The organism is Citrobacter sp. Cb004 (assembly GCF_030337065.1).
In the GTDB taxonomy this organism is placed as follows: Bacteria; Pseudomonadota; Gammaproteobacteria; order Enterobacterales; family Enterobacteriaceae; genus Citrobacter; species Citrobacter braakii.
In genome coordinates this window covers 71984-91162 of the sequence record NZ_JAOWCH010000061.1, presented here as the reverse complement: position 1 = coordinate 91162, position 19179 = coordinate 71984, and the positions used below count along the sequence as shown (strand labels likewise).

Here is a 19179-nt window from a genome sequence, read left to right as displayed (position 1 = left end):
CCGGGCCAGGCAAAAACTTAGTGGTGATCGTCAATCTGGTGTTCGATGATCATTCCTTCACCGACGCTTGCAACATGTCGCGCATAAGGATGTGCGCGATAGACAGGCGCCGGGGCAGGCGCCGGAGCAACATACACCGTTTGTGGCGCTGTGGTAACGCTGACCGCCTGCGGAACGCTGACGGAAGAGGGTACTACCACCACCTTATAACCGCTTGGTACATCAATGGTAACGCTTTGCGCAAATGTTGTCCCCGCAAAACCCAGCAACAATGTCGCTATCAGTACACTTTTCTTCATAATCCGCTCGTCTGAATATTCACTGGAGGTAATAATCCAGCGGGTTAATTTGAGGCGGATTATGAATAGATCATGCCATCATTTTGTTGCCGTCTGTGCTGAGGCGTTATTGCGTAAACGGTGCTTCATTCTTTAACACGCGGTCGATAATATCCAGCACGCCCTCTTCGTTGTTCGACCCTGCGCGATATTTTGCCGCCTGGATAACCGGCTTATGGGCGTTCGCCATTGCAAAACTAAATCCTGCCTGACGCAGCATCTCAATATCATTGCCGCCATCGCCAAACACAACAACCTCATCATCGGTAATATTCCAGCGTTGTTGCAGCAGACGCAGCCCGTTTGCCTTATGCACACCGGGTATAATTAAATCGATACTGCCGTAGCCGGTATGTACCGGCACCATAATGTCGCCAATCGCCTCATGGAGGTCAGCCTGCACCTGGGGGATACGATCGTCTGAAATATTTAGCCCGAACTTGAAGAAAATGTCGTTGAGGTTGTCAAAATTATCCACAAATTCAAGACGATGATAATACATGGCGGAGACCGTCTTATGCTCATCGCTGTACCGCTTCAGGGTATAGGCGCTATTTTTACCGCAGGCGATAATGTCGATGTCCGTACGGGTCAGCAGATGTTCCATGATGGCCAGGAAATCGTCTTTTGCCAGCTCACCGTTAAAGACATCTTCCCCTTCACTGACCACCCATCCGCCGTTTTCGGCGACAAATGAGATTTCACTGGCCAGTTCAGGGAAAAAGGAGATGAGCTGGTAATACTGGTTGCCGCTGGCGACCACAAAGCGGATCCCTTGTTCTTTCATCTGGCGGTATTGCGCCATAAAGCGCTCACGATTATAGGTTTTTTGGTCGCTTAAAAATGTGCCGTCCATGTCGACTGCAATCAGTTTGATACGCATTAGCTGTTCTCCATCACAGTGGTGTTTTTGAGATCCGGTTTTGCCACCGCTTTCGCGACGATGGCGGCGACAAGCACCAGCGCCAGCACCACCAGCATAGCGCTACGCAGGCCGTAGTGTTCACCCAGGTAGCCCAGCAGCGGTGGTCCAACCAGGAATGCCAGATAGCCGGTAGTGGCGACAACGCTGACGCGGGTTGGCGCATCGGGGCCGGTGTCGCTGGCAGCCGAAATGGTCAGTGGGAAGCCCAGTGATGCGCCGAGTCCCCACAGAATAACGGAAACACCCGCCACCCAAGTGCTGTCGACAAAAATAATCAGGCTAATCCCAAGAGCACCCATAAGCGCACTGGCGCGTACTACCGCGACGCGGCTGTAGCGGTCGATGAACCAGCCGCCAGTAAATCGTCCAACGGTCATACCCAGCGTAAATCCGGCATAAATCAGCGAGCCTGATGTCGGGCTAAATCCATGTCCGTCCACCATCAGTAGCGGAAGCCAGTCGTTGGCGGAACCTTCAGCAAATGCCATTGCAAGCACCACGACGCCAATCAGCAATAGCTGAATATCGCGATAAAAAGGCAGTCCTTTTTCGCCGGAGTGAGACCCGTCAGCGGCATTTTTACCCGTGCCGTCAGGAATGGCTTTGATGGCGATGAAGATAGGGGTGATAGCCACCATCGCCGCCAGCAAGATATGCGCGGTCGCCGGTACGCTGAAGGCGGTAAGCATCATCCCGACTCCGGCACCCGCTAGCGTTCCCAGGCTGTAAAAACCGTGCATCATCGGCAGTACGGTTTTATTCATTTCGCGCTCAACAGCCGCACCTTCGACGTTGATGGCAACTTCTGCTGCGCCAAAGCTGGCGCCGAACACGCCCAGACCAAATGCGAAAAGCCATGCGGAATGCAGCCAGAGCGCCAGGCTGAGGATTGCCATTCCGAGGACTGCGCAAGACATGGTGGTGCGGATCACTTTACGCGTGCCAAATCGTTTCACCAGCCAGGCCGAACAAAGAATGCCACTCATCGAACCAATTGAGAGTCCAAACAGCACCGCGCCCATTTCGGCGGTTGAGATGGAGAGGATATCTCTGATGGCAGGGGTACGCGTTGCCCAGGAGGCCATTAATAATCCTGGTAAAAAGAAGAACGTGAACAGTGCCCAGGTGCGACGTCTTAAGGCTTTGCGTGATGAGATGCCAGTCATGAATTCGAGCCGAAGAAAAGAGGAAAGAAGACAACCTTAGCAAGGTTGTGTACATTTGTACACAAATGCAAGAAGAGGTAATGCAGTGCGACGTGCGAACGATCCGCAGCGGCGGGAAAAAATAGTTCAGGCGACTCTGGATGCGGTAATAGCCCATGGTATTCATGCGGTTACACATCGGAAGATTGCGACAATTGCTCAGGTGCCCTTGGGTTCTATGACCTATTACTTTTCGGGAATTGATGAGCTTTTAATGGAGGCGTTTGACCGTTTTACTGACAGGATGATGCTGCAGTATCAGGCTTTTTTTGCCGACGTTGCGGATGCGTCGCAGGCTTGCCATGCGATTACCGATATGATTTACAGCTCCCAGGTCACGACACCCGATAACATGGAACTCATGTATCAGCTGTATGCCTTCGCCAGCCGTAAACCGGCACTAAAAACGGTGATGCAAAACTGGATGTTACGCAGCCAACAAACGCTGGAGCAGTGGTTTGCTCCGGTTACGGCGCGGGCGCTGGATGCGTTTATTGAAGGGATGACGCTGCATTTTGTCACGGACAAAAAACCACTGCGGCGAGAAGATATCTTGCTGATGGTGGAGCGTATTGCGGGGTTGCCCGCAACGGTCAGTTGTGCGTAGCGCCGCCGGTAATATTCACCACCGTTGCGGTGATTGCTCCGGCATGGTCTGAAGCCAGAAAGGTCATTACCTCAGCGATTTGTGCAAGCGTAGGCAGGCGCCTGAGCATGGTACTTTGCGCCGCACCAGCTAACCATTGTGCGACGGTAATACCCATTGACTGCGCTTTAGCGGTAAAAATTTCCCCGGTATAGGAACCGGCCTGAACGGCATCCACAATCGCATGCGAGCGCACGCCGACGACCCGAATATTCGCCGGCCCCAGTTCGCTGGCAAGCGCTTTAATAAAGGCCTCTGTTCCCGCACAGCCAACGATGTGTCCCAGATGTCCAGGCATCGCCATCGGGGCCGCTGGCGCAACAACGGTGAGAATGACGCCCGCACGATTGCCGCCCATGTGTGGTGTTACGGCTTTTGCGATATTGAACTGCGCCGAGAGGAAAGGGGTGATACCGCTCATAAACTCAGAAAGGGATAATGCCTCGATGCGTTTGCCTTGTTCATGCATAAAGCCGGTTGCGTTAACCACCACATCTATTCCACCGGTTTGCTGCGCAAGGTGAGTAACTTGTTTTGAGGTGCCGTATTCGTCGAGTACATCGGCGACAAAGGTTTCGACTGCACCGCCCGCGGTTCGAATGCTACTGGCCGCCCAATCCAGCTTTTCCTGACTGCGCGCGCCCAGATACACATGGGCGCCTTCACGCGCCATGGCATGCGCAACTGCACTGCCTATAGCGCCGCTGCCTCCGAAGATTACCGCGACTTTGCCTGCGAGTAACATAGCACCCCCCATTACCATTTAGCTCTGACTAAAAGTATGTGTCATAACCAGCATGCTGCAAATGTGAGAGAGTTTCGGGGGGAGGGAGTCAGCGAACGCAAAATTCAGGCAACAAAAAACCCATCAACCTTGAACCAAAACGGCGGGGTTGATGGGCTCCACAAATTGGGGACATCAAAGAAAAGCAGTGGCAATAGTTATGACTGACGTCTTGAAGAAAAGTTCTGCTTACCTGCAAAAAATTTTCGTTTAAGAGTAAATTTCAGCGCTAACCAAGCCCAGGCCAGACAATGACGATGAGTGTCCCCGCTAATGTCAGCAGTACGTTGGCAATTGCGTAGGTCCCGGCATAGCCTAATGCGGGGATGTTGCTGCGTGCTGTATCGCTGATGATTTCCATTGCCGGAGCGCAGGTACGCGCGCCCATCATGGCGCCAAAAAGCAGGGCGCGGTTCATGCGCAATACGTAAGCACCGAATAAGAAACAGATGACAACCGGCACCAGGCTGACAACCAGGCCAGCAATCAGCATTTGCCCACCCACGGCGCCAAGGCCATTGCCAATGCCGCTGCCCGCGCTTAAACCGACGCCTGCCATAAATACCATCAGGCCAAACTCTTTGACCATGTTCAGCGCCCCCTGTGGGATATAGCCAAACGTTGGATGGTTGGCACGCAGGAAGCCCAACATGATCCCGGCGAACAGCAGTCCAGCCGCATTCCCGATGCCGAAGCTGAAATTACTGAACTGGAAGGTGATCATCCCGATCATCAGACCGATGATAAAGAAGGCGCAGAAGGCCAGCAGATCGGTCACCTGACTGTGAATGGAAATGAAGCCGATACGATCGGCAATGGTTTTGACGCGGCGAGCATCCCCACTGACCTGCAGCACGTCGCCTTTATTAAGCACGACGTTATCATCGATAGGCATTTCAATCTGGCTACGGATCACGCGGTTGAGAAAACAGCCGTGATCGGTCAGTTTCAACTGGGCCAGGCGGCGGCCAACGGCATTGTGATTTTTCACCACAATCTCCTCAGTAACGATGCGCATATCGAGCAGATCGCGATCGAACACCTCTTTACCATTACGGAAGCTGGGATCGAGGCGGGCATGCGCATCCGGATAACCCACCAGGGCTATCTCATCGCCCATTTGCAGTACCGCGTCGCCATCCGGGTTGGCCAGGATGCCGTTGCGACGGATGCGTTCAATGTAACAACCGGTCTGGCGGTAGATACCCAGCTCGCGCAGATTTTTGCCATCGGCCCATGCCACCAGTTCCGGGCCAACGCGATAGGCACGAATTACCGGCAGATAAACCTTACGGTTGGCATCAGTGTCCAGACCCCGTTCACGTGCGATTTGTTGGGCGCTGGTTTGCAGATCCTGATGCTGAAGTTTCGGCAGGTAGCGCGCGCCAACAATCAGACTGACCAAACCAATCAAATAGGTGAGCGCATAACCGAGGCTCAGGTTATCGAGGGCGGTTGAAAGCGATGTCCCCGACATTCCGGAATGGCGCAAGGTGTCACCCGCGCCGACCAGCACCGGCGTTGAGGTCATCGAGCCGGCCAGCATACCTGCCGTCAGGCCGATGTCCCAGCCAAATAGCTTACCCAGCCCCAGGGCGATCAGCATGGCGCTGCCGACCATCACCAGAGCAAGCATTAGATAATTTTTCCCATCGCGAAAAAAAATCGAAAAAAAGTTGGGACCGGCTTCGACGCCGACACAAAAAATAAACAGCATAAAGCCGAGATTTAATGCATCGGTGTTAATACTAAAGTGCTGTTGACCTAATAATAGGGACACCACTAAAACGCCAATGGAATTACCGAGTTGGACTGAACCCAGACGTAATTTACCCAGACACAGGCCCAGTGCCAGGACCACAAATAATAACAGGATGTAATTCCCATTTAACAAATCTGCGACGTTTATATTCACGGAGACTAACTTCTTGTTTACTAGTAAGCTATTGAAAGAAATGGCAATTTACGCTAATGTTTTTGCCAGAAATTAAGGGGCGACAGCTTCGTACACAGCCCCGAATAATGCAGCATAACAATATATGCGGTTAGTTTAATCTCATTACGTATCAACGGCTATAAGAATCGTGTGAGTGTGTTTTTGGCATGGAATGCCTGGTTACTTTATCTGACTGGACGCCTGCGGGCGAAAAGAGTGTTCGATAGAGAATGTGTCAGGAGGAACAATTGAAACATAAGCAAAGTTGGGCGGGTGCGGTCTGCTGCTTTGTGCTCTTTATTGTGGTGTGTCTTTCATTAACGCTGAACGTGAAAGGGGCATTCAGAGCGGCAGGGCATCCTGAGGTCGGATTGTTGTTTTTTATCCTGCCTGGTGCTGCAGCAAGCTTTTTCTCCCATCGTCGGGAGGTGCTCAAACCCCTTCTTGGTGCCATGTTGGCGGCGCCGTGCTGTCTGTTACTGATGCGGTTCGTTTTTATGCCGACGCGTTCATTGTGGCAAGAGCTGGCGTGGTTGTTTAGTGCGGTGTTTTGGTGCGCGCTTGGCGCATTGTGTTTTTTGTTTATCAGCAACTTGTTCAATCAGCATCATCGACGGAAAAAGAACTGAAGACGCCCTCCAGCGGAGGGCGTAGAAACGGCTATCAGGCGAACAGATTCATGTTCTCTTTTGCCCACGCTTCAAAATCCGTGCAGCCGCCGATGTGTTTTTGATCAACAAAAATCTGCGGAACGGTTTCAACTGGTTTACCTACCGTCTTTTCCAGATCGGCTTTCGTAATACCTTCGGCATGGATATCAATGTAGCGGAAGTTAAAATCGTCATGCTCATTGCTTAATTTTTCTGCTAATTCTTTTGCGCGCACGCAATACGGGCACCCTGGGCGACCAAAAATAACGGCAAACATCTCTCTCTCCTCGAACTTATCAGGCCGGATGGCAATACTTGTTATGATGCCGCGATTTGTGACAGATGAAAAGCAGGTTCAGCCTGTTGCTTTGATATCCTCAAGCTATAACTGTTAAACACGACAAGCCGGAACGTTTTATAATGAAAGCCATTTCGCCGGGAGGCCGCTTATGCGCACAATTGGTGCATTACCCAAAAGCGTATTGATGCTGGAAATAATCGGGATGGTTTTGTTATCGCTGGCGCTGCTATCGCTTAACGATTACCTCACTTTACCCGCACCGCTTGGCAGTCCGTTAGCCTGCGTGGTGATGATATTTCTGGGTGTGCTGCTGATGCTTCCCGCCGCGGTGGTATTAACGTGGCGTATTGCTCAACTGGTTGCGCCGCAGCTGATGTCACGAACCCCCGGTGATTCTTCACGTTCAGACAGAGAAAAAAGAGATGACGCCAACCATTGATTTACTTCGTAGCCACCGTTCCATTCGCCATTTCACCGATGATGCCATTTCGGATGCGCAGCGGGAGGCGATTATTGCCGCCGCTCAGGGGACCTCAAGCTCCAGTTTTTTACAATGCACATCCATCGTTCGCATAACGGATAACGCTCTGCGCGAATCACTGGCTACTTTATCCGGCGGACAAAAACATGTGGCGCAGGCCGCCGAGTTCTGGGTGTTTTGCGCTGACTTTAATCGCCATTTGCAGATTTGCCCTGACGCGCAACTCGGGCTGGCGGAACAGCTGCTACTGGGCGTCGTTGATACCGCGATGATGGCGCAAAATGCGCTGACGGCGGCAGAGTCTTTGGGGCTTGGCGGCGTGTTTATTGGCGGTCTGCGAAATAACATTGAGCCGGTCACTGAACTGCTGAAGCTTCCGCAACATGTTCTGCCGCTGTTTGGGCTGTGCCTCGGCTGGCCTGCTGATAACCCGGATATCAAGCCGCGACTGCCAGCGTCGCTTGTGGTGCACGAAAATCAGTATCAGCCACTCAACAAAGACGTTTTATCGCAATATGATGAGCAGCTCGCGCAGTACTATCTGACCCGCGGGAGCAATACGGGCCGTGACACCTGGAGCGACCATATTCGCCGCACCATCATTAAAGAAAGTCGTCCCTTTATCCTGGAATATTTGCATAAACAGGGATGGGCTACGCGCTAAAGATTTTAACGCAGTGTATGATACGCCAGCTTTTACCAGGTCATTCAGAGAGGTGCAGGGTGAAAATTGCCATTTTGTCCCGGGACGGAACGCTCTATTCTTGTAAGCGCCTGCGTGAAGCGGCGATGCAGCGTGGTCACCTGGTTGAAATTATCGATCCCCTTTCTTGCTATATGAATATCAGCCCGGCGGCGTCCTCAATTCATTATAAGGGCCGCCAGCTTCCTCATTTCGATGCAGTGATCCCAAGGATTGGTTCAGCGATTACCTTTTACGGTACCGCGGCGTTGCGCCAGTTTGAGATGCTGGGTAGCTATCCGCTGAATGAGTCGGTAGCGATTACGCGTGCGCGCGATAAGCTGCGTTCGCTGCAGCTGTTGGCGCGTCAGGGGATCGATTTACCCATCACCGGGATTGCTCACTCTCCGGACGATACCAGCGACATGATTGACATGGTTGGCGGCGCGCCGCTGGTGGTGAAACTGGTTGAAGGTACGCAGGGGATCGGCGTGGTACTGGCGGAAACGCGGCAGGCCGCAGAAAGCGTGGTGGATGCCTTTCGTGGGTTGAATGCCCATATTCTGGTTCAGGAATATATCAAAGAAGCGAAAGGGCGAGATATTCGCTGTTTCGTGGTCGGTGACGAGGTGGTGGCCGCCATTGAGCGCCGGGCGAAAGAAGGTGATTTTCGTTCTAATCTCCATCGCGGTGGGGTTGCCACTATTGCGAATATCACGCCGCGCGAAAGGGAAATTGCGCTCAAAGCCGCTCAGACAATGGGTCTGGACGTTGCTGGCGTTGATATTCTGCGTGCTGAACGTGGGCCGCTGGTCATGGAGGTCAACGCTTCTCCTGGCCTGGAAGGGGTGGAGAAAACTACCGGAATAGACATTGCCGGCAAGATGATCCAGTGGATTGAGCGTCACGCTACGCCTGAATTTTGCCTTAAAATCGGCGGCTAAGCACAATATCGATTGCGATCGTAGTATGACACGCTCTTTTTGCGTAAGCTGTGTCGGTATTTTTTTCATCAATAGAGGTCGCACATTATTATGACATCACTGGTCGTTCCCACTCTGGATACGTTGCGTCAATGGCTCGACGACCTGGGCATGAGTTTTTTTGAATGCGATACCTGTCAGGCGCTGCATTTGCCGCACATGCAGAATTTTGACGGCATCTTTGATGCAAAAGTTGATTTGGTCGATAACGTCATTCTGTTTTCCGCGATGGCAGAAGTCAGACCTTCTGCACTACTGCCGCTGGCCGCCGATCTGTCTGCGATTAACGCCAGTTCACTGACGGTGAAAGCCTTTCTGGATATGCAGGATGATAATCTGCCAAAGCTGGTGGTCTGCCAGTCTTTATCCGTTATCCCGGGCGTGACGTTTGAGCAGTTCGAATATTTTGTTCGCCAGAGTGAAGAGCAAATATCGATGGTGATCCTCGAGGCCGGTGCGCATCAGCTGTTATTTAACGCTGAAGAAGATGCGCAAAACAGCAACGCCGAAGTTCATTTCCTCCATTAATTCTTCCTGAATCTGGACATATATTGCGCAGCCGCTGCCAAAGCGGTTGCGTATTGCCTGTTTTTATTCTGCATTTAACCGTTCATTAAAGAATTATTCACCTCCATTCAGCGCCTTCCACTGTATGTCATAGACAATTCATGCATAAAAAATTGATAAAAGACGTTTTTTAATCTGGGCTATATCCACAAATCCTGGCTAAAGTTATTCTTGCGAAGCTGATCAACGTCATCATTCAAACAGCCCCTTGTGGCCTGACCTGTGGCCACAATGCATATTGAATGCATGGGCGGATAACAGCGCGCAATAGCGGCGTGAGGAGAGTCCTCTCTTTTCATGGGTGCCGCTTGAAAGAATATGCACGTTTCTTGCATATCATTAGAGTGTGACATTTTTGTTCGTTTGTTAACGAACTTTCAGAAGGAAAGAGATTATGACCGCCTTAAATAAACGATGGTTACCAGGCCTGGTTGCGGGTGCTCTGATGGCCATCTCTGCTGGCACGCTCGCTGCTGAACAAAAAACGCTGCATATTTATAACTGGTCTGATTATATTGCCCCGGATACGGTGGCTAATTTTGAAAAAGAGACCGGAATTAAAGTTATCTATGACGTATTTGATTCCAATGAAGTGCTGGAAGGTAAGCTCATGGCTGGCAGTACCGGCTTTGACCTTGTCGTTCCATCCGCCAGTTTCCTTGAGCGTCAACTGACCGCGGGCGTCTTCCAGCCGCTGGATAAGAGCAAATTGCCTGGCTGGAAAAACCTCGATCCTGAGCTGCTGAAGCTGGTGGGTAAACACGATCCGGACAACAAGTTTGCGATGCCGTATATGTGGGCAACAACCGGTATTGGCTATAACGTGGATAAAGTGAAAGCGGTACTGGGGCCGGATGCGCCGGTTAATAGCTGGGATCTGATCCTCAAGCCAGAAAATCTGGAAAAACTCAAAAGCTGCGGCGTCTCTTTCCTCGACGCGCCCGAAGAAGTGTTTGCCACCGTGCTGAATTATTTGGGTAAAGATCCAAACAGTACCAAAGCGGATGATTACACCGGACCGGCAACCGATCTGCTGTTGAAACTGCGCCCAAATATTCGCTACTTCCACTCCTCGCAGTACATTAACGACCTGGCAAACGGTGATACCTGCGTGGCGATTGGCTGGGCCGGGGATGTATGGCAGGCGGCAAACCGGGCGAAAGAAGCGAAAAATGGCGTCAATATTTCCTTCTCAATTCCTAAGGAAGGTGCGATGGCCTTCTTTGATGTGTTCGCGATGCCAGCCGATGCGAAAAACAAAGACGAAGCCTATCAGTTCCTCAACTACCTGCTGCGCCCTGATGTAATTGCGCATATTTCTGACCACGTGTTCTATGCCAATGCCAACAAAGAAGCGACAGCACTGGTCAGCCAGGACGTGCGCGACAACCCGGGCATTTACCCGCCTGCCGATGTTCGCGCCAAGCTGTTCACGCTGAAAGTACAGGATCCGAAGATCGATCGTGTACGTACACGCGCCTGGACGAAGGTAAAAAGCGGGAAATAACCCGATGTACGGGACGTGACCCGGCAGGATTTACGCCTGCCGGGCAGTGTTGATCCCGGACACATATGACCCGGCAATACGCACCACCGTGGTGCGTTATTTGCACCGTTTCTTTGTTTTATGCCGGAGAGCGCCTAATTGAATGATGCAACCCCACGCCCACAAGCGAAAATCCGCAAGGCGCTGACCCCGCTGCTTGAAATTCGCAACCTGACCAAGTCCTTTGACGGTCAGCACGCCGTTGATGACGTCAATCTTACTATCTATAAAGGCGAAATATTTGCTCTGCTCGGGGCGTCCGGCTGCGGTAAATCGACCCTGTTGCGGATGCTGGCGGGATTTGAACAGCCAACAACCGGGCAAATTATGCTTGATGGCGTCGATTTAGCGCATGTCCCGCCTTATCTGCGTCCGATTAATATGATGTTTCAGTCCTATGCACTGTTTCCGCACATGACGGTAGAGCAGAACATTGCCTTTGGCCTCAAGCAGGACAAGCTGCCAAAGGCTGAAATCGCCAGCCGGGTGAGTGAGATGCTAGGACTCGTGCATATGCAGGAGTTCGCCAAACGTAAGCCGCATCAGCTTTCTGGCGGTCAGCGTCAGCGCGTGGCGTTGGCGCGTAGCCTGGCGAAACGCCCGAAGCTGCTGCTGCTGGATGAGCCGATGGGGGCGCTGGATAAAAAGCTCCGTGACCGCATGCAACTGGAAGTGGTGGATATCCTTGAACGTGTCGGCGTGACCTGCGTGATGGTGACGCACGATCAGGAAGAAGCCATGACGATGGCGGGCCGCATTGCGATCATGAACCGTGGCAAATTTGTCCAGATCGGCGAGCCTGAAGAGATCTACGAGCATCCGACTACGCGTTACAGTGCAGAATTTATCGGTTCGGTTAACGTCTTTGAGGGGCTGCTGAAAGAACGTCAGGAAGATGGTCTGGTTATTGAGTCTCCAGGACTGGTACATCCGCTGAAAGTGGACGCAGACGCTTCCGTTGTCGATAACGTCCCGGTGTATGTTGCGCTGCGCCCGGAAAAAATCATGCTCTGCGAAACCCCTCCGCCAGAGGGATATAACTTCGCGGTAGGCGAAGTGGTGCACATTGCCTATCTGGGGGATTTGTCGGTGTACCACGTACGCTTGAAAAGTGGCCAGATGCTGAGCGCTCAGCTACAAAATGAACATCGTTATCGCAAGGGATTACCAACCTGGGGTGACGAAGTCCGTTTATGTTGGGATGCGGACAGCTGTGTGGTGTTGACGGTTTAAGGAGCGAAGATGAGTACACTTGAACCTCCGGCGCGCGTGGATAACGTGGGGCGTTTCACGCTGTTTATGTCGCGGCTGCAAATGAAGCACGGGCGCAAGCTGGTCATCGCGCTGCCGTATGTGTGGCTGATGCTCCTGTTTCTGCTGCCGTTTCTGATCGTCTTCAAAATCAGTTTGGCTGAAATGGCGCGGGCTATTCCGCCGTATACCGACCTCATTTCATGGGCTGACGATCAGTTATCCATCACCCTCAATTTAGGCAATTTCCTGCAACTGACGGACGATCCGCTCTATTTTGATGCGTACCTGCAATCTTTGCAGGTAGCAGGGATTTCGACTGTCTGTTGCCTGCTGTTGGGATATCCGCTGGCATGGGCGGTCGCGCACAGCAAACCCTCGACACGCAATATTCTGTTGCTGCTGGTGATCCTGCCGTCCTGGACGTCATTTTTGATTCGCGTATACGCCTGGATGGGGATCCTGAAAAATAACGGTGTCCTGAACAACGTTCTGATGTGGCTGGGCGTTATCGACCAACCGTTGACGATTCTGCACACCAATCTGGCGGTCTATATCGGTATTGTTTACGCCTATTTGCCCTTTATGGTGCTGCCGATTTATACCGCGCTGACACGTATTGATTACTCGCTGGTGGAAGCGGCGCTGGATTTAGGTGCCCGACCGTTAAAAACCTTCTTTAGCGTGATCGTGCCGTTGACCAAGGGCGGGATTATCGCCGGGTCAATGCTGGTATTTATCCCGGCGGTTGGGGAGTTTGTGATCCCTGAACTGCTGGGCGGCCCGGACAGCATCATGATTGGGCGTGTGCTTTGGCAGGAGTTTTTCAATAACCGTGACTGGCCGGTGGCTTCTGCCGTCGCCATTATTATGCTGCTGTTACTGATTGTGCCGATCATGTGGTTCCATAAATATCAGCAAAAAAGCGTGGGGGAACACGGATGAATAACTTACCGGTCGTTCGCTCGCCGTGGCGTATTTTTATCCTGGTACTGGGTTTTACCTTCCTGTACGCGCCGATGCTGATGTTGGTTATCTATTCGTTTAACAGCTCCAAGCTGGTGACGGTCTGGGCGGGGTGGTCAACGCGTTGGTATGGTGAGCTTTTCCACGATAGCGCGATGATAAGCGCCGTCGGCATGAGCTTAACGATTGCCGCCTGTGCTGCGACGATGGCGGCAATTCTCGGTACCATCGCCGCCGTGGTGATGGTGCGCTTTGGTCGTTTTCGTGGATCAAATGGTTTCGCCTTTATGATCACCGCACCGCTGGTGATGCCGGATGTCATTACCGGTTTGTCGCTGCTGCTGCTGTTTGTGGCTTTGGCGCACGCCATCGGCTGGCCAGCGGATCGCGGTATGTTGACCATCTGGCTGGCGCACGTCACATTCTGTACAGCGTACGTGGCGGTAGTGATTTCCTCGCGTTTACGCGAACTGGATCACTCCATTGAGGAAGCGGCGATGGATCTTGGCGCCACGCCGCTGAAGGTCTTTTTCGTCATCACGCTGCCGATGATTATGCCGGCGGTGATCTCAGGGTGGTTACTGGCCTTCACGCTGTCGCTTGATGATCTGGTCATTGCCAGTTTTGTCTCTGGTCCTGGCGCCACAACGTTACCCATGCTGGTGTTCTCCAGCGTACGTATGGGGGTCAATCCGGAGATCAACGCGCTGGCGACGTTGATACTTGGCGTAGTAGGAATTATCGGATTTATCGCGTGGTATCTGATGGCGCGAACAGAAAAACAACGGATTCGCGATATCCAACGTGCAAGACGCGGCTGAAAAAACTAAAATCTGCCAACCTGTCTATACGGCGCAGCTGCGGTGGCTGCGCCGTTTTCATGGAAGACGACGCGTTGGGATTTTTTAAGAAATCATCCACATCACATGCCCGTTTAAACGTCCCTACTTTAGTGCAGGTGGCGGCGCTGGCTATTATCATGATCCGCTGTCTCGATCTGTTGATGATTTTTAATACGCTCGGGTTTCGCGGAACCAGCGAGTTTATTCATCGCAGCGTCCAGACCTGGAATTTGACGCTGGTGTTTCTGGGTAGCCTGGTGCTGCTGTTTATCGAAATTTACTGCGCATTTTCGCTGGTTAAAGGTCGGAACTGGGCACGCTGGGTCTATCTACTGACCCAGATTATCGCCAGCTTCTATCTGTGGGCGGCCTCATTGGGCTATGGATATCCGGAACTGTTCAGTATTGCGGGAGAGTCCAGACGTGAAATCCTGCATACGCTGGTGATGCAAAAATTACCGGATATGCTGGTGTTGCTACTGCTGTTTGTTCCTGCGTCCAGCAGGCGGTTCTTCCGCTTGCAATAACGTGTATAATCTTCGCCCCCTGTTAATTTGTAGGTTTTTGTATGCAGTGCGCACTTTATGACGCCGAACGCTGCCGCTCTTGTCAGTGGATAACGCAGCCTGTCGCCGATCAACTCTTCGCCAAAACAGCCGATCTGCAGAATCTGCTGGCCGATTATCCGGTCGGAGAATGGTGCGCGCCGGTCAGCGGCCCGGAGAGCGCTTTTCGTAATAAAGCTAAAATGGTGGTCAGCGGCAGCGTGGAAAAACCGCTGCTGGGGATGTTGCATCGTGACGGTACGCCGGAGGATTTGTGCGAGTGTCCGCTCTATCCTGAGTCTTTTGCGCCGGTGTTTGCCGCACTTAAACCGTTTATCGCCCGTGCGGGGTTGACGCCCTATAACGTGGCGCGCAAACGCGGGGAGCTGAAATATCTGCTGTTAACGGAAAGCCGGTTTGATGGCGGTATGATGCTGCGTTTTGTTCTGCGCTCCGATGCGAAACTGGCACAACTGCGTACGGCGCTGCCATGGTTACAGGCGCAGCTTCCGCAGTTAAAAGTGATCACCGCCAATATTCAACCTGTGCATATGGCGATTATGGAAGGGGAGAGTGAAATCTTCCTGACGGAACAACAGGCGCTGGCTGAACGCTTTAACGATGTGCCATTGTGGATACGCCCACAGAGCTTCTTCCAGACCAACCCCGTGGTGGCTGGGCATTTATATGCCACGGCGCGCGACTGGGTGCGTCAGCTTCCGGTTAATCACATGTGGGATCTGTTTTGCGGCGTAGGGGGTTTTGGTTTGCACTGCGCCACGCCGCAGATGAAACTGACGGGTATTGAAATTGCGCCAGAGGCAATTACCTGCGCGAAACAGTCGGCGCAGGAGCTTGGGTTGCAGAATCTGCATTTTCAGGCGCTGGATTCAACCCAGTTTGCTACCGCGCAGGGAGAAGTGCCGGACCTGGTGCTGGTGAATCCGCCTCGTCGGGGGATTGGGAAGCCGCTGTGCGATTTTCTTTCCCGCATGGCACCGCGTTTTATCGTTTACTCCAGCTGTAATGCACAAACCATGGCAAAGGATATCCGCGAGTTGCCTGGGTATCGCATTGAACGCGTCCAACTTTTCGATATGTTCCCACATACTGCGCATTACGAAGTGTTAACTCTGCTCAGCCGACAATAACCGACATGCCTGATGGCGTGACGCTATCAGGCAAATGCAACATGCGAAAAAAAAGCCCGTACTTGCGTACGAGCTCTTTCTTGAATATGGCGGTGAGGGGGGGATTCGAACCCCCGATACGTTGCCGTATACACACTTTCCAGGCGTGCTCCTTCAGCCACTCGGACACCTCACCATATTGTATTGCTGCCTGACCGCTTGGGGGGCAACGGGGCGCTACTATAGGGAGTTGCGCTAATACGGTCAAGCAGAATTTACGTGTTAACTCTCGTTTGGTTACGCAATGTACATATTCCTCCGCCCGGACAGGCGCGGAGAATATGATTAGCGCTGCGAGTCCAGTTTTTCGCCGTTGGTCACGACTTCCTGGGCCTTGCTATAGCTCTCGATCAGCAACTGATAAGCCGGGAAGATTTTGGTATACACTTCCGCCCATTCAGCGGCGTCTTCCCGGTTCCATGTTCCCTGAATTTCAGAAGCGACGGCGGCGGTATCCATCGGTATCACGCCAGCCTGAACAACACGTGCCAGGGTGATTTCCTGCGCCATTTTGCTGTAAGTACCGGAAGCGTCGATCACTGCGAAGACCTTGTAGCCCTCCGCAACCGCGCTGATGGCCGGGAAAGCCATGCACACGCTGGTGATCGTACCGGCGATAATCAGCGTCTTACGACCCGTAGCTTTGACCGCTTTCACGAAGTCTTCGTTATCCCAGGCGTTGATTTCGCCTTTACGTGCTACGTATTGGGCATGTGGCGCATTGGCATGGATCTCTGGGATCAACGGGCCGTTAGGCCCCTGCGGTACCGATGCCGTGGTAATTACCGGCATCTTCGCCAGGGTTGCGATTTTAGCCAGCGCGGCGGCACGCGCACGCAGTTCCGGCATTGGCATATCGCCGACGGTCTGGAACAGCCCACTCTGATGATCGATAAGCAGCATGACGGAATCATTCACATCGATGACCGGACGTGAACCATTAAAGTTTGCAGGACTGGACATATTCTTCTCCTTCGATTCAGATTTGGCCAAAGCGGCCGGAGTTAAAATCGCGGACGGCTTCAGCGATTTCTTGTTTCGTATTCATCACAAACGGACCGTAACCTACAATCGGCTCGTTCAATGGTTCGCCAGACAGCAGCAGCACGCTGGCGTCGCTGGTGGCTTCAATGTGTAGCGTTTTCCCCTGCTGGCTTAGCACTACCAGTTGTGCTTCGCCGGCAGACGTGGTGCCGTTTACGGTGATATTCCCTTTTAATACCACCAGAGCGGTGCTCCACCCTTCAGACTGGGACAACGTCAGCGGATGATTACGTTGCAGGCGCATATCCCAGACGTTCAGCGGTGAAAAGGTGTGTGCCGGGCCTTTCGTATCCTGATAGCTGCCCGCGATCACGCGAACGCTGCCTGCATCATCGGGCAAGGCGACGGTGGGAATAACATCGCTGCTGATGCCCTGATAACCCGGTACGGCCATTTTGTCTTTTGCCGGCAGATTGACCCACAGTTGCACCATTTCCAGTTCACCGCCCTGACGGGTAAATTCCGGGGAGTGGAACTCTTCGTGTAATATTCCTGCACCAGCGGTCATCCACTGCACATCGCCAGGGCCGATAATGCCGCCGCGACCGGTTGAATCACGGTGTTCAACTTCGCCGCTGTAAACGATAGTCACCGTCTCAAAACCGCGGTGAGGGTGTTCACCTACGCCGCGTTTTTCTTTACCCGGCGTGAACGTATGCGGACCCGCGTAATCAAGCAGCAGGAACGGGCTTAATTGCTCAGCATGAGACTGGTAAGAGAACATCGAGCGAACCGGAAATCCATCGCCAACCCAGTGTGGGCGAGGTGCGGTGTAGACGCCTGTTACTTGTTTCATATGTGTCTCCTCAGTGGCGTTGTTTTGATGTAAATAAGCTTATATTCATGACAGCGAGCTGAGTAGTAGCTAAAATAGCTCTCACTGTCTCAAAAATAGGACAATGAAATGACAAGGCCGGATCTCAATGATTTTGCATGGTTTGTGCATGTTGTAGAGGAAGGGGGATTCGCGGCGGCGGGTCGGGCGCTTGATGAACCAAAATCAAAACTGAGCCGACGGATAGCGCAACTCGAAGAGAGGCTGGGGGTACGGCTGATTCAGCGAACCACCCGGCAATTTAACGTGACTGAAGTCGGGCAAACCTTTTACGAACACTGTAAGGCGATGCTGGTGGAGGCGCAGGCGGCACAGGATGCCATTGCCGCGTTACAGGTTGAACCGCGCGGCGTTGTGAAGCTGACTTGTCCTGTCACATTGCTGCATGTGCATATCGGGCCAATGCTTGCCCGTTTTATGGCACGTTATCCTGACGTATCAGTACAACTGGAGGCCACTAACCGTCGTGTTGACGTCGTTGGAGAAGGTCTGGATGTGGCGATTCGCGTCAGACCTCGGCCATTTGAGGATAGCGACCTGGTGATGCGCGTCCTGGCGGACAGAGGACATCGCTTGTATGCCAGCCCGCAGTTAATTGAGCAGATGGGGGCGCTACACTCTCCGGCAGAGCTGACCCGTTGGCCAGGTTTGAGTCTGGCCTCTGGTAAACATGTGCATCGTTGGGAGTTATTCGGCCCGCAGGGCGCGCGGGCGGAGGTGCATTTCACGCCGCGTATGATCACCACCGATATGCTGGCGTTACGCGAAGCCGCAGTCGCCGGCGTAGGTGTTGTTCAACTTCCACAGTTGATGGTAAAAGATCAATTAGCTGCGGGTGAGTTGGTGGCGTTGCTCGACGGTTGGGAACCTAAGCGAGAAATTATTCACGCAGTCTTTCCATCACGCAGGGGATTATTACCGTCAGTGCGCGCATTAGTGGATTTCTTAACGGAAGAATATGCGCGGATGATTGAGGATTAAATACCAGGCTTCAGCCCACAAAAAAGGCCGGTTAAACCGACCTTTTATTATCTGGACGCCATTCGGGCGTTAAAAACAATCAGCGACTACGGAAGACAATGCGGCCTTTGCTCAGGTCGTACGGGGTCAGCTCAACAGTCACTTTGTCGCCCGTCAGGATGCGGATATAGTTTTTACGCATTTTACCGGAGATGTGTGCAGTAACCACGTGACCGTTTTCTAACTCTACGCGGAACATGGTATTAGGTAACGTATCGAGAACGGTACCCTGCATTTCAATATTGTCTTCTTTGGCCATCTAATCCTCTGGGGTATCACTACCGTAATTTGAACCGGCAAGATAATGCCGAAGTTCTTTTAATAAGTAAAGATTTGTGCGTTTAAAACACAGCAAATCGGGTTTGGCGCATTACTCTATCCACACACGGCAAAGCCGCACTTAAAGCGCAACGTGTAAGGGAACGAAGAGATAAACGATAGG

Annotated in this window: 22 protein-coding genes and 1 tRNA gene; 13 read left to right on the top strand and 10 right to left on the bottom strand. The window is 52.5% G+C overall.

All coding sequences use genetic code 11. The annotated features are described in order from the left end of the window. Positions 1–17: 17 nt before the first annotated feature. From OGV65_RS14095 to OGV65_RS14085, 3 genes are all read right to left on the bottom strand, one after another. Positions 18–299 (bottom strand): hypothetical protein, encoded by a 282-nt coding sequence (locus OGV65_RS14095; protein WP_103766083.1) that lies wholly within the window; start codon positions 297–299, stop codon positions 18–20. A 106-nt stretch (positions 300–405) separates the two neighbouring features. Continuing rightward, positions 406–1221, bottom strand: a complete 816-nt coding sequence (locus OGV65_RS14090) for a Cof-type HAD-IIB family hydrolase (protein ID WP_279263433.1) — start codon at positions 1219–1221, stop codon at positions 406–408. Then, positions 1221–2429, bottom strand: coding sequence for an MFS transporter (locus OGV65_RS14085; RefSeq protein WP_046274659.1), 1209 nt, complete (start codon positions 2427–2429; stop codon positions 1221–1223). Before OGV65_RS14085 ends, OGV65_RS14090 begins: the two co-directional genes overlap by 1 nt. A gap of 85 nt (positions 2430–2514) precedes the next feature. On the opposite strand from OGV65_RS14085, the gene OGV65_RS14080 reads away from it, so the two are divergent. Beyond that, positions 2515–3075 carry a TetR/AcrR family transcriptional regulator gene (locus OGV65_RS14080; RefSeq protein WP_029139468.1) on the top strand — a complete coding sequence of 187 codons (561 nt, stop codon included), beginning with the start codon at positions 2515–2517 and terminating at the stop codon, positions 3073–3075. Here OGV65_RS14080 and OGV65_RS14075 read toward each other — a convergent pair. Together OGV65_RS14075 and OGV65_RS14070 are read right to left on the bottom strand one after the other, a co-directional pair. Further along, positions 3062–3859, bottom strand: coding sequence for an SDR family NAD(P)-dependent oxidoreductase (locus OGV65_RS14075; RefSeq protein WP_286455084.1), 798 nt, complete (start codon positions 3857–3859; stop codon positions 3062–3064). The two genes, OGV65_RS14080 and OGV65_RS14075, sit on opposite strands and share 14 nt — an antisense overlap. 268 nt (positions 3860–4127) lie before the next feature. Next, positions 4128–5813 (bottom strand): aspartate:alanine antiporter, encoded by a 1686-nt coding sequence (locus OGV65_RS14070; RefSeq protein ID WP_016152406.1) that lies wholly within the window; start codon positions 5811–5813, stop codon positions 4128–4130. Between the two features lie 269 nt (positions 5814–6082). On the opposite strand from OGV65_RS14070, the gene OGV65_RS14065 reads away from it, so the two are divergent. Then, positions 6083–6463 (top strand): inner membrane protein YbjM, encoded by a 381-nt coding sequence (locus OGV65_RS14065; RefSeq protein ID WP_016152407.1) that lies wholly within the window; start codon positions 6083–6085, stop codon positions 6461–6463. Between the two features lie 34 nt (positions 6464–6497). Here OGV65_RS14065 and OGV65_RS14060 read toward each other — a convergent pair whose 3' ends face one another. After that, the gene (locus OGV65_RS14060) at positions 6498–6761 is read right to left on the bottom strand and encodes a GrxA family glutaredoxin (protein WP_016152408.1); all 264 of its coding nucleotides are present in this window, start codon (positions 6759–6761) and stop codon (positions 6498–6500) included. A 172-nt stretch (positions 6762–6933) separates the two neighbouring features. On the opposite strand from OGV65_RS14060, the gene OGV65_RS14055 reads away from it, so the two are divergent. The 10 genes from OGV65_RS14055 to rlmC all read left to right on the top strand — a co-directional run bounded on the left by OGV65_RS14055 (position 6934) and on the right by rlmC (position 15799). Then, on the top strand, positions 6934–7224 hold the full coding sequence (locus tag OGV65_RS14055; protein ID WP_016152409.1) for a YbjC family protein: 291 nt from the start codon (positions 6934–6936) through the stop codon (positions 7222–7224). After that, a complete protein-coding gene (gene nfsA / locus OGV65_RS14050; protein ID WP_286455083.1) occupies positions 7208–7930 on the top strand; it encodes a nitroreductase NfsA in 723 nt (240 codons plus the stop codon). Before OGV65_RS14055 ends, nfsA begins: the two co-directional genes overlap by 17 nt. A gap of 59 nt (positions 7931–7989) precedes the next feature. Further along, on the top strand, positions 7990–8892 hold the full coding sequence (rimK, locus tag OGV65_RS14045; RefSeq protein WP_016152412.1) for a 30S ribosomal protein S6--L-glutamate ligase: 903 nt from the start codon (positions 7990–7992) through the stop codon (positions 8890–8892). A 90-nt stretch (positions 8893–8982) separates the two neighbouring features. After that, a complete protein-coding gene (locus OGV65_RS14040) occupies positions 8983–9459 on the top strand; it encodes a type III secretion system chaperone family protein (RefSeq protein WP_016152413.1) in 477 nt (158 codons plus the stop codon). A gap of 433 nt (positions 9460–9892) precedes the next feature. Further along, the gene (gene potF / locus OGV65_RS14035; protein WP_016152414.1) at positions 9893–11005 is read left to right on the top strand and encodes a spermidine/putrescine ABC transporter substrate-binding protein PotF; all 1113 of its coding nucleotides are present in this window, start codon (positions 9893–9895) and stop codon (positions 11003–11005) included. A gap of 138 nt (positions 11006–11143) precedes the next feature. Next, on the top strand, positions 11144–12277 hold the full coding sequence (potG, locus tag OGV65_RS14030; protein WP_286455081.1) for a putrescine ABC transporter ATP-binding subunit PotG: 1134 nt from the start codon (positions 11144–11146) through the stop codon (positions 12275–12277). Between the two features lie 9 nt (positions 12278–12286). Beyond that, positions 12287–13240 (top strand): putrescine ABC transporter permease PotH, encoded by a 954-nt coding sequence (gene potH / locus OGV65_RS14025; protein WP_016152416.1) that lies wholly within the window; start codon positions 12287–12289, stop codon positions 13238–13240. Beyond that, on the top strand, positions 13237–14082 hold the full coding sequence (potI, locus tag OGV65_RS14020) for a putrescine ABC transporter permease PotI (protein ID WP_016152417.1): 846 nt from the start codon (positions 13237–13239) through the stop codon (positions 14080–14082). Before potH ends, potI begins: the two co-directional genes overlap by 4 nt. A 59-nt stretch (positions 14083–14141) precedes the next feature. Next, on the top strand, positions 14142–14630 hold the full coding sequence (locus OGV65_RS14015) for a YbjO family protein (RefSeq protein WP_047501197.1): 489 nt from the start codon (positions 14142–14144) through the stop codon (positions 14628–14630). A 41-nt stretch (positions 14631–14671) separates the two neighbouring features. Next, the gene (gene rlmC, locus OGV65_RS14010; protein ID WP_049259765.1) at positions 14672–15799 is read left to right on the top strand and encodes a 23S rRNA (uracil(747)-C(5))-methyltransferase RlmC; all 1128 of its coding nucleotides are present in this window, start codon (positions 14672–14674) and stop codon (positions 15797–15799) included. Positions 15800–15886: 87 nt separating this feature from the next. Here rlmC and OGV65_RS14005 read toward each other — a convergent pair. The 3 genes from OGV65_RS14005 to OGV65_RS13995 form a co-directional block, all read right to left on the bottom strand. Then, a tRNA-Ser gene (locus tag OGV65_RS14005) sits at positions 15887–15974 on the bottom strand. A gap of 149 nt (positions 15975–16123) precedes the next feature. Continuing rightward, positions 16124–16801, bottom strand: coding sequence for an isochorismatase family protein (locus tag OGV65_RS14000; RefSeq protein WP_016156101.1), 678 nt, complete (start codon positions 16799–16801; stop codon positions 16124–16126). A gap of 16 nt (positions 16802–16817) precedes the next feature. Continuing rightward, a complete protein-coding gene (locus OGV65_RS13995; protein ID WP_286455079.1) occupies positions 16818–17678 on the bottom strand; it encodes a pirin family protein in 861 nt (286 codons plus the stop codon). Between the two features lie 108 nt (positions 17679–17786). Between OGV65_RS13995 and OGV65_RS13990 the strand changes: the two genes are divergently transcribed. Beyond that, entirely contained in the window at positions 17787–18698 is a 912-nt protein-coding gene (locus OGV65_RS13990; RefSeq protein WP_016152423.1) for a LysR family transcriptional regulator, read from the top strand. A gap of 79 nt (positions 18699–18777) precedes the next feature. On the opposite strand, the gene infA is transcribed toward OGV65_RS13990, so the two are convergent. Continuing rightward, a complete protein-coding gene (gene infA / locus OGV65_RS13985; protein ID WP_002211347.1) occupies positions 18778–18996 on the bottom strand; it encodes a translation initiation factor IF-1 in 219 nt (72 codons plus the stop codon). Positions 18997–19179: the final 183 nt, after the last annotated feature.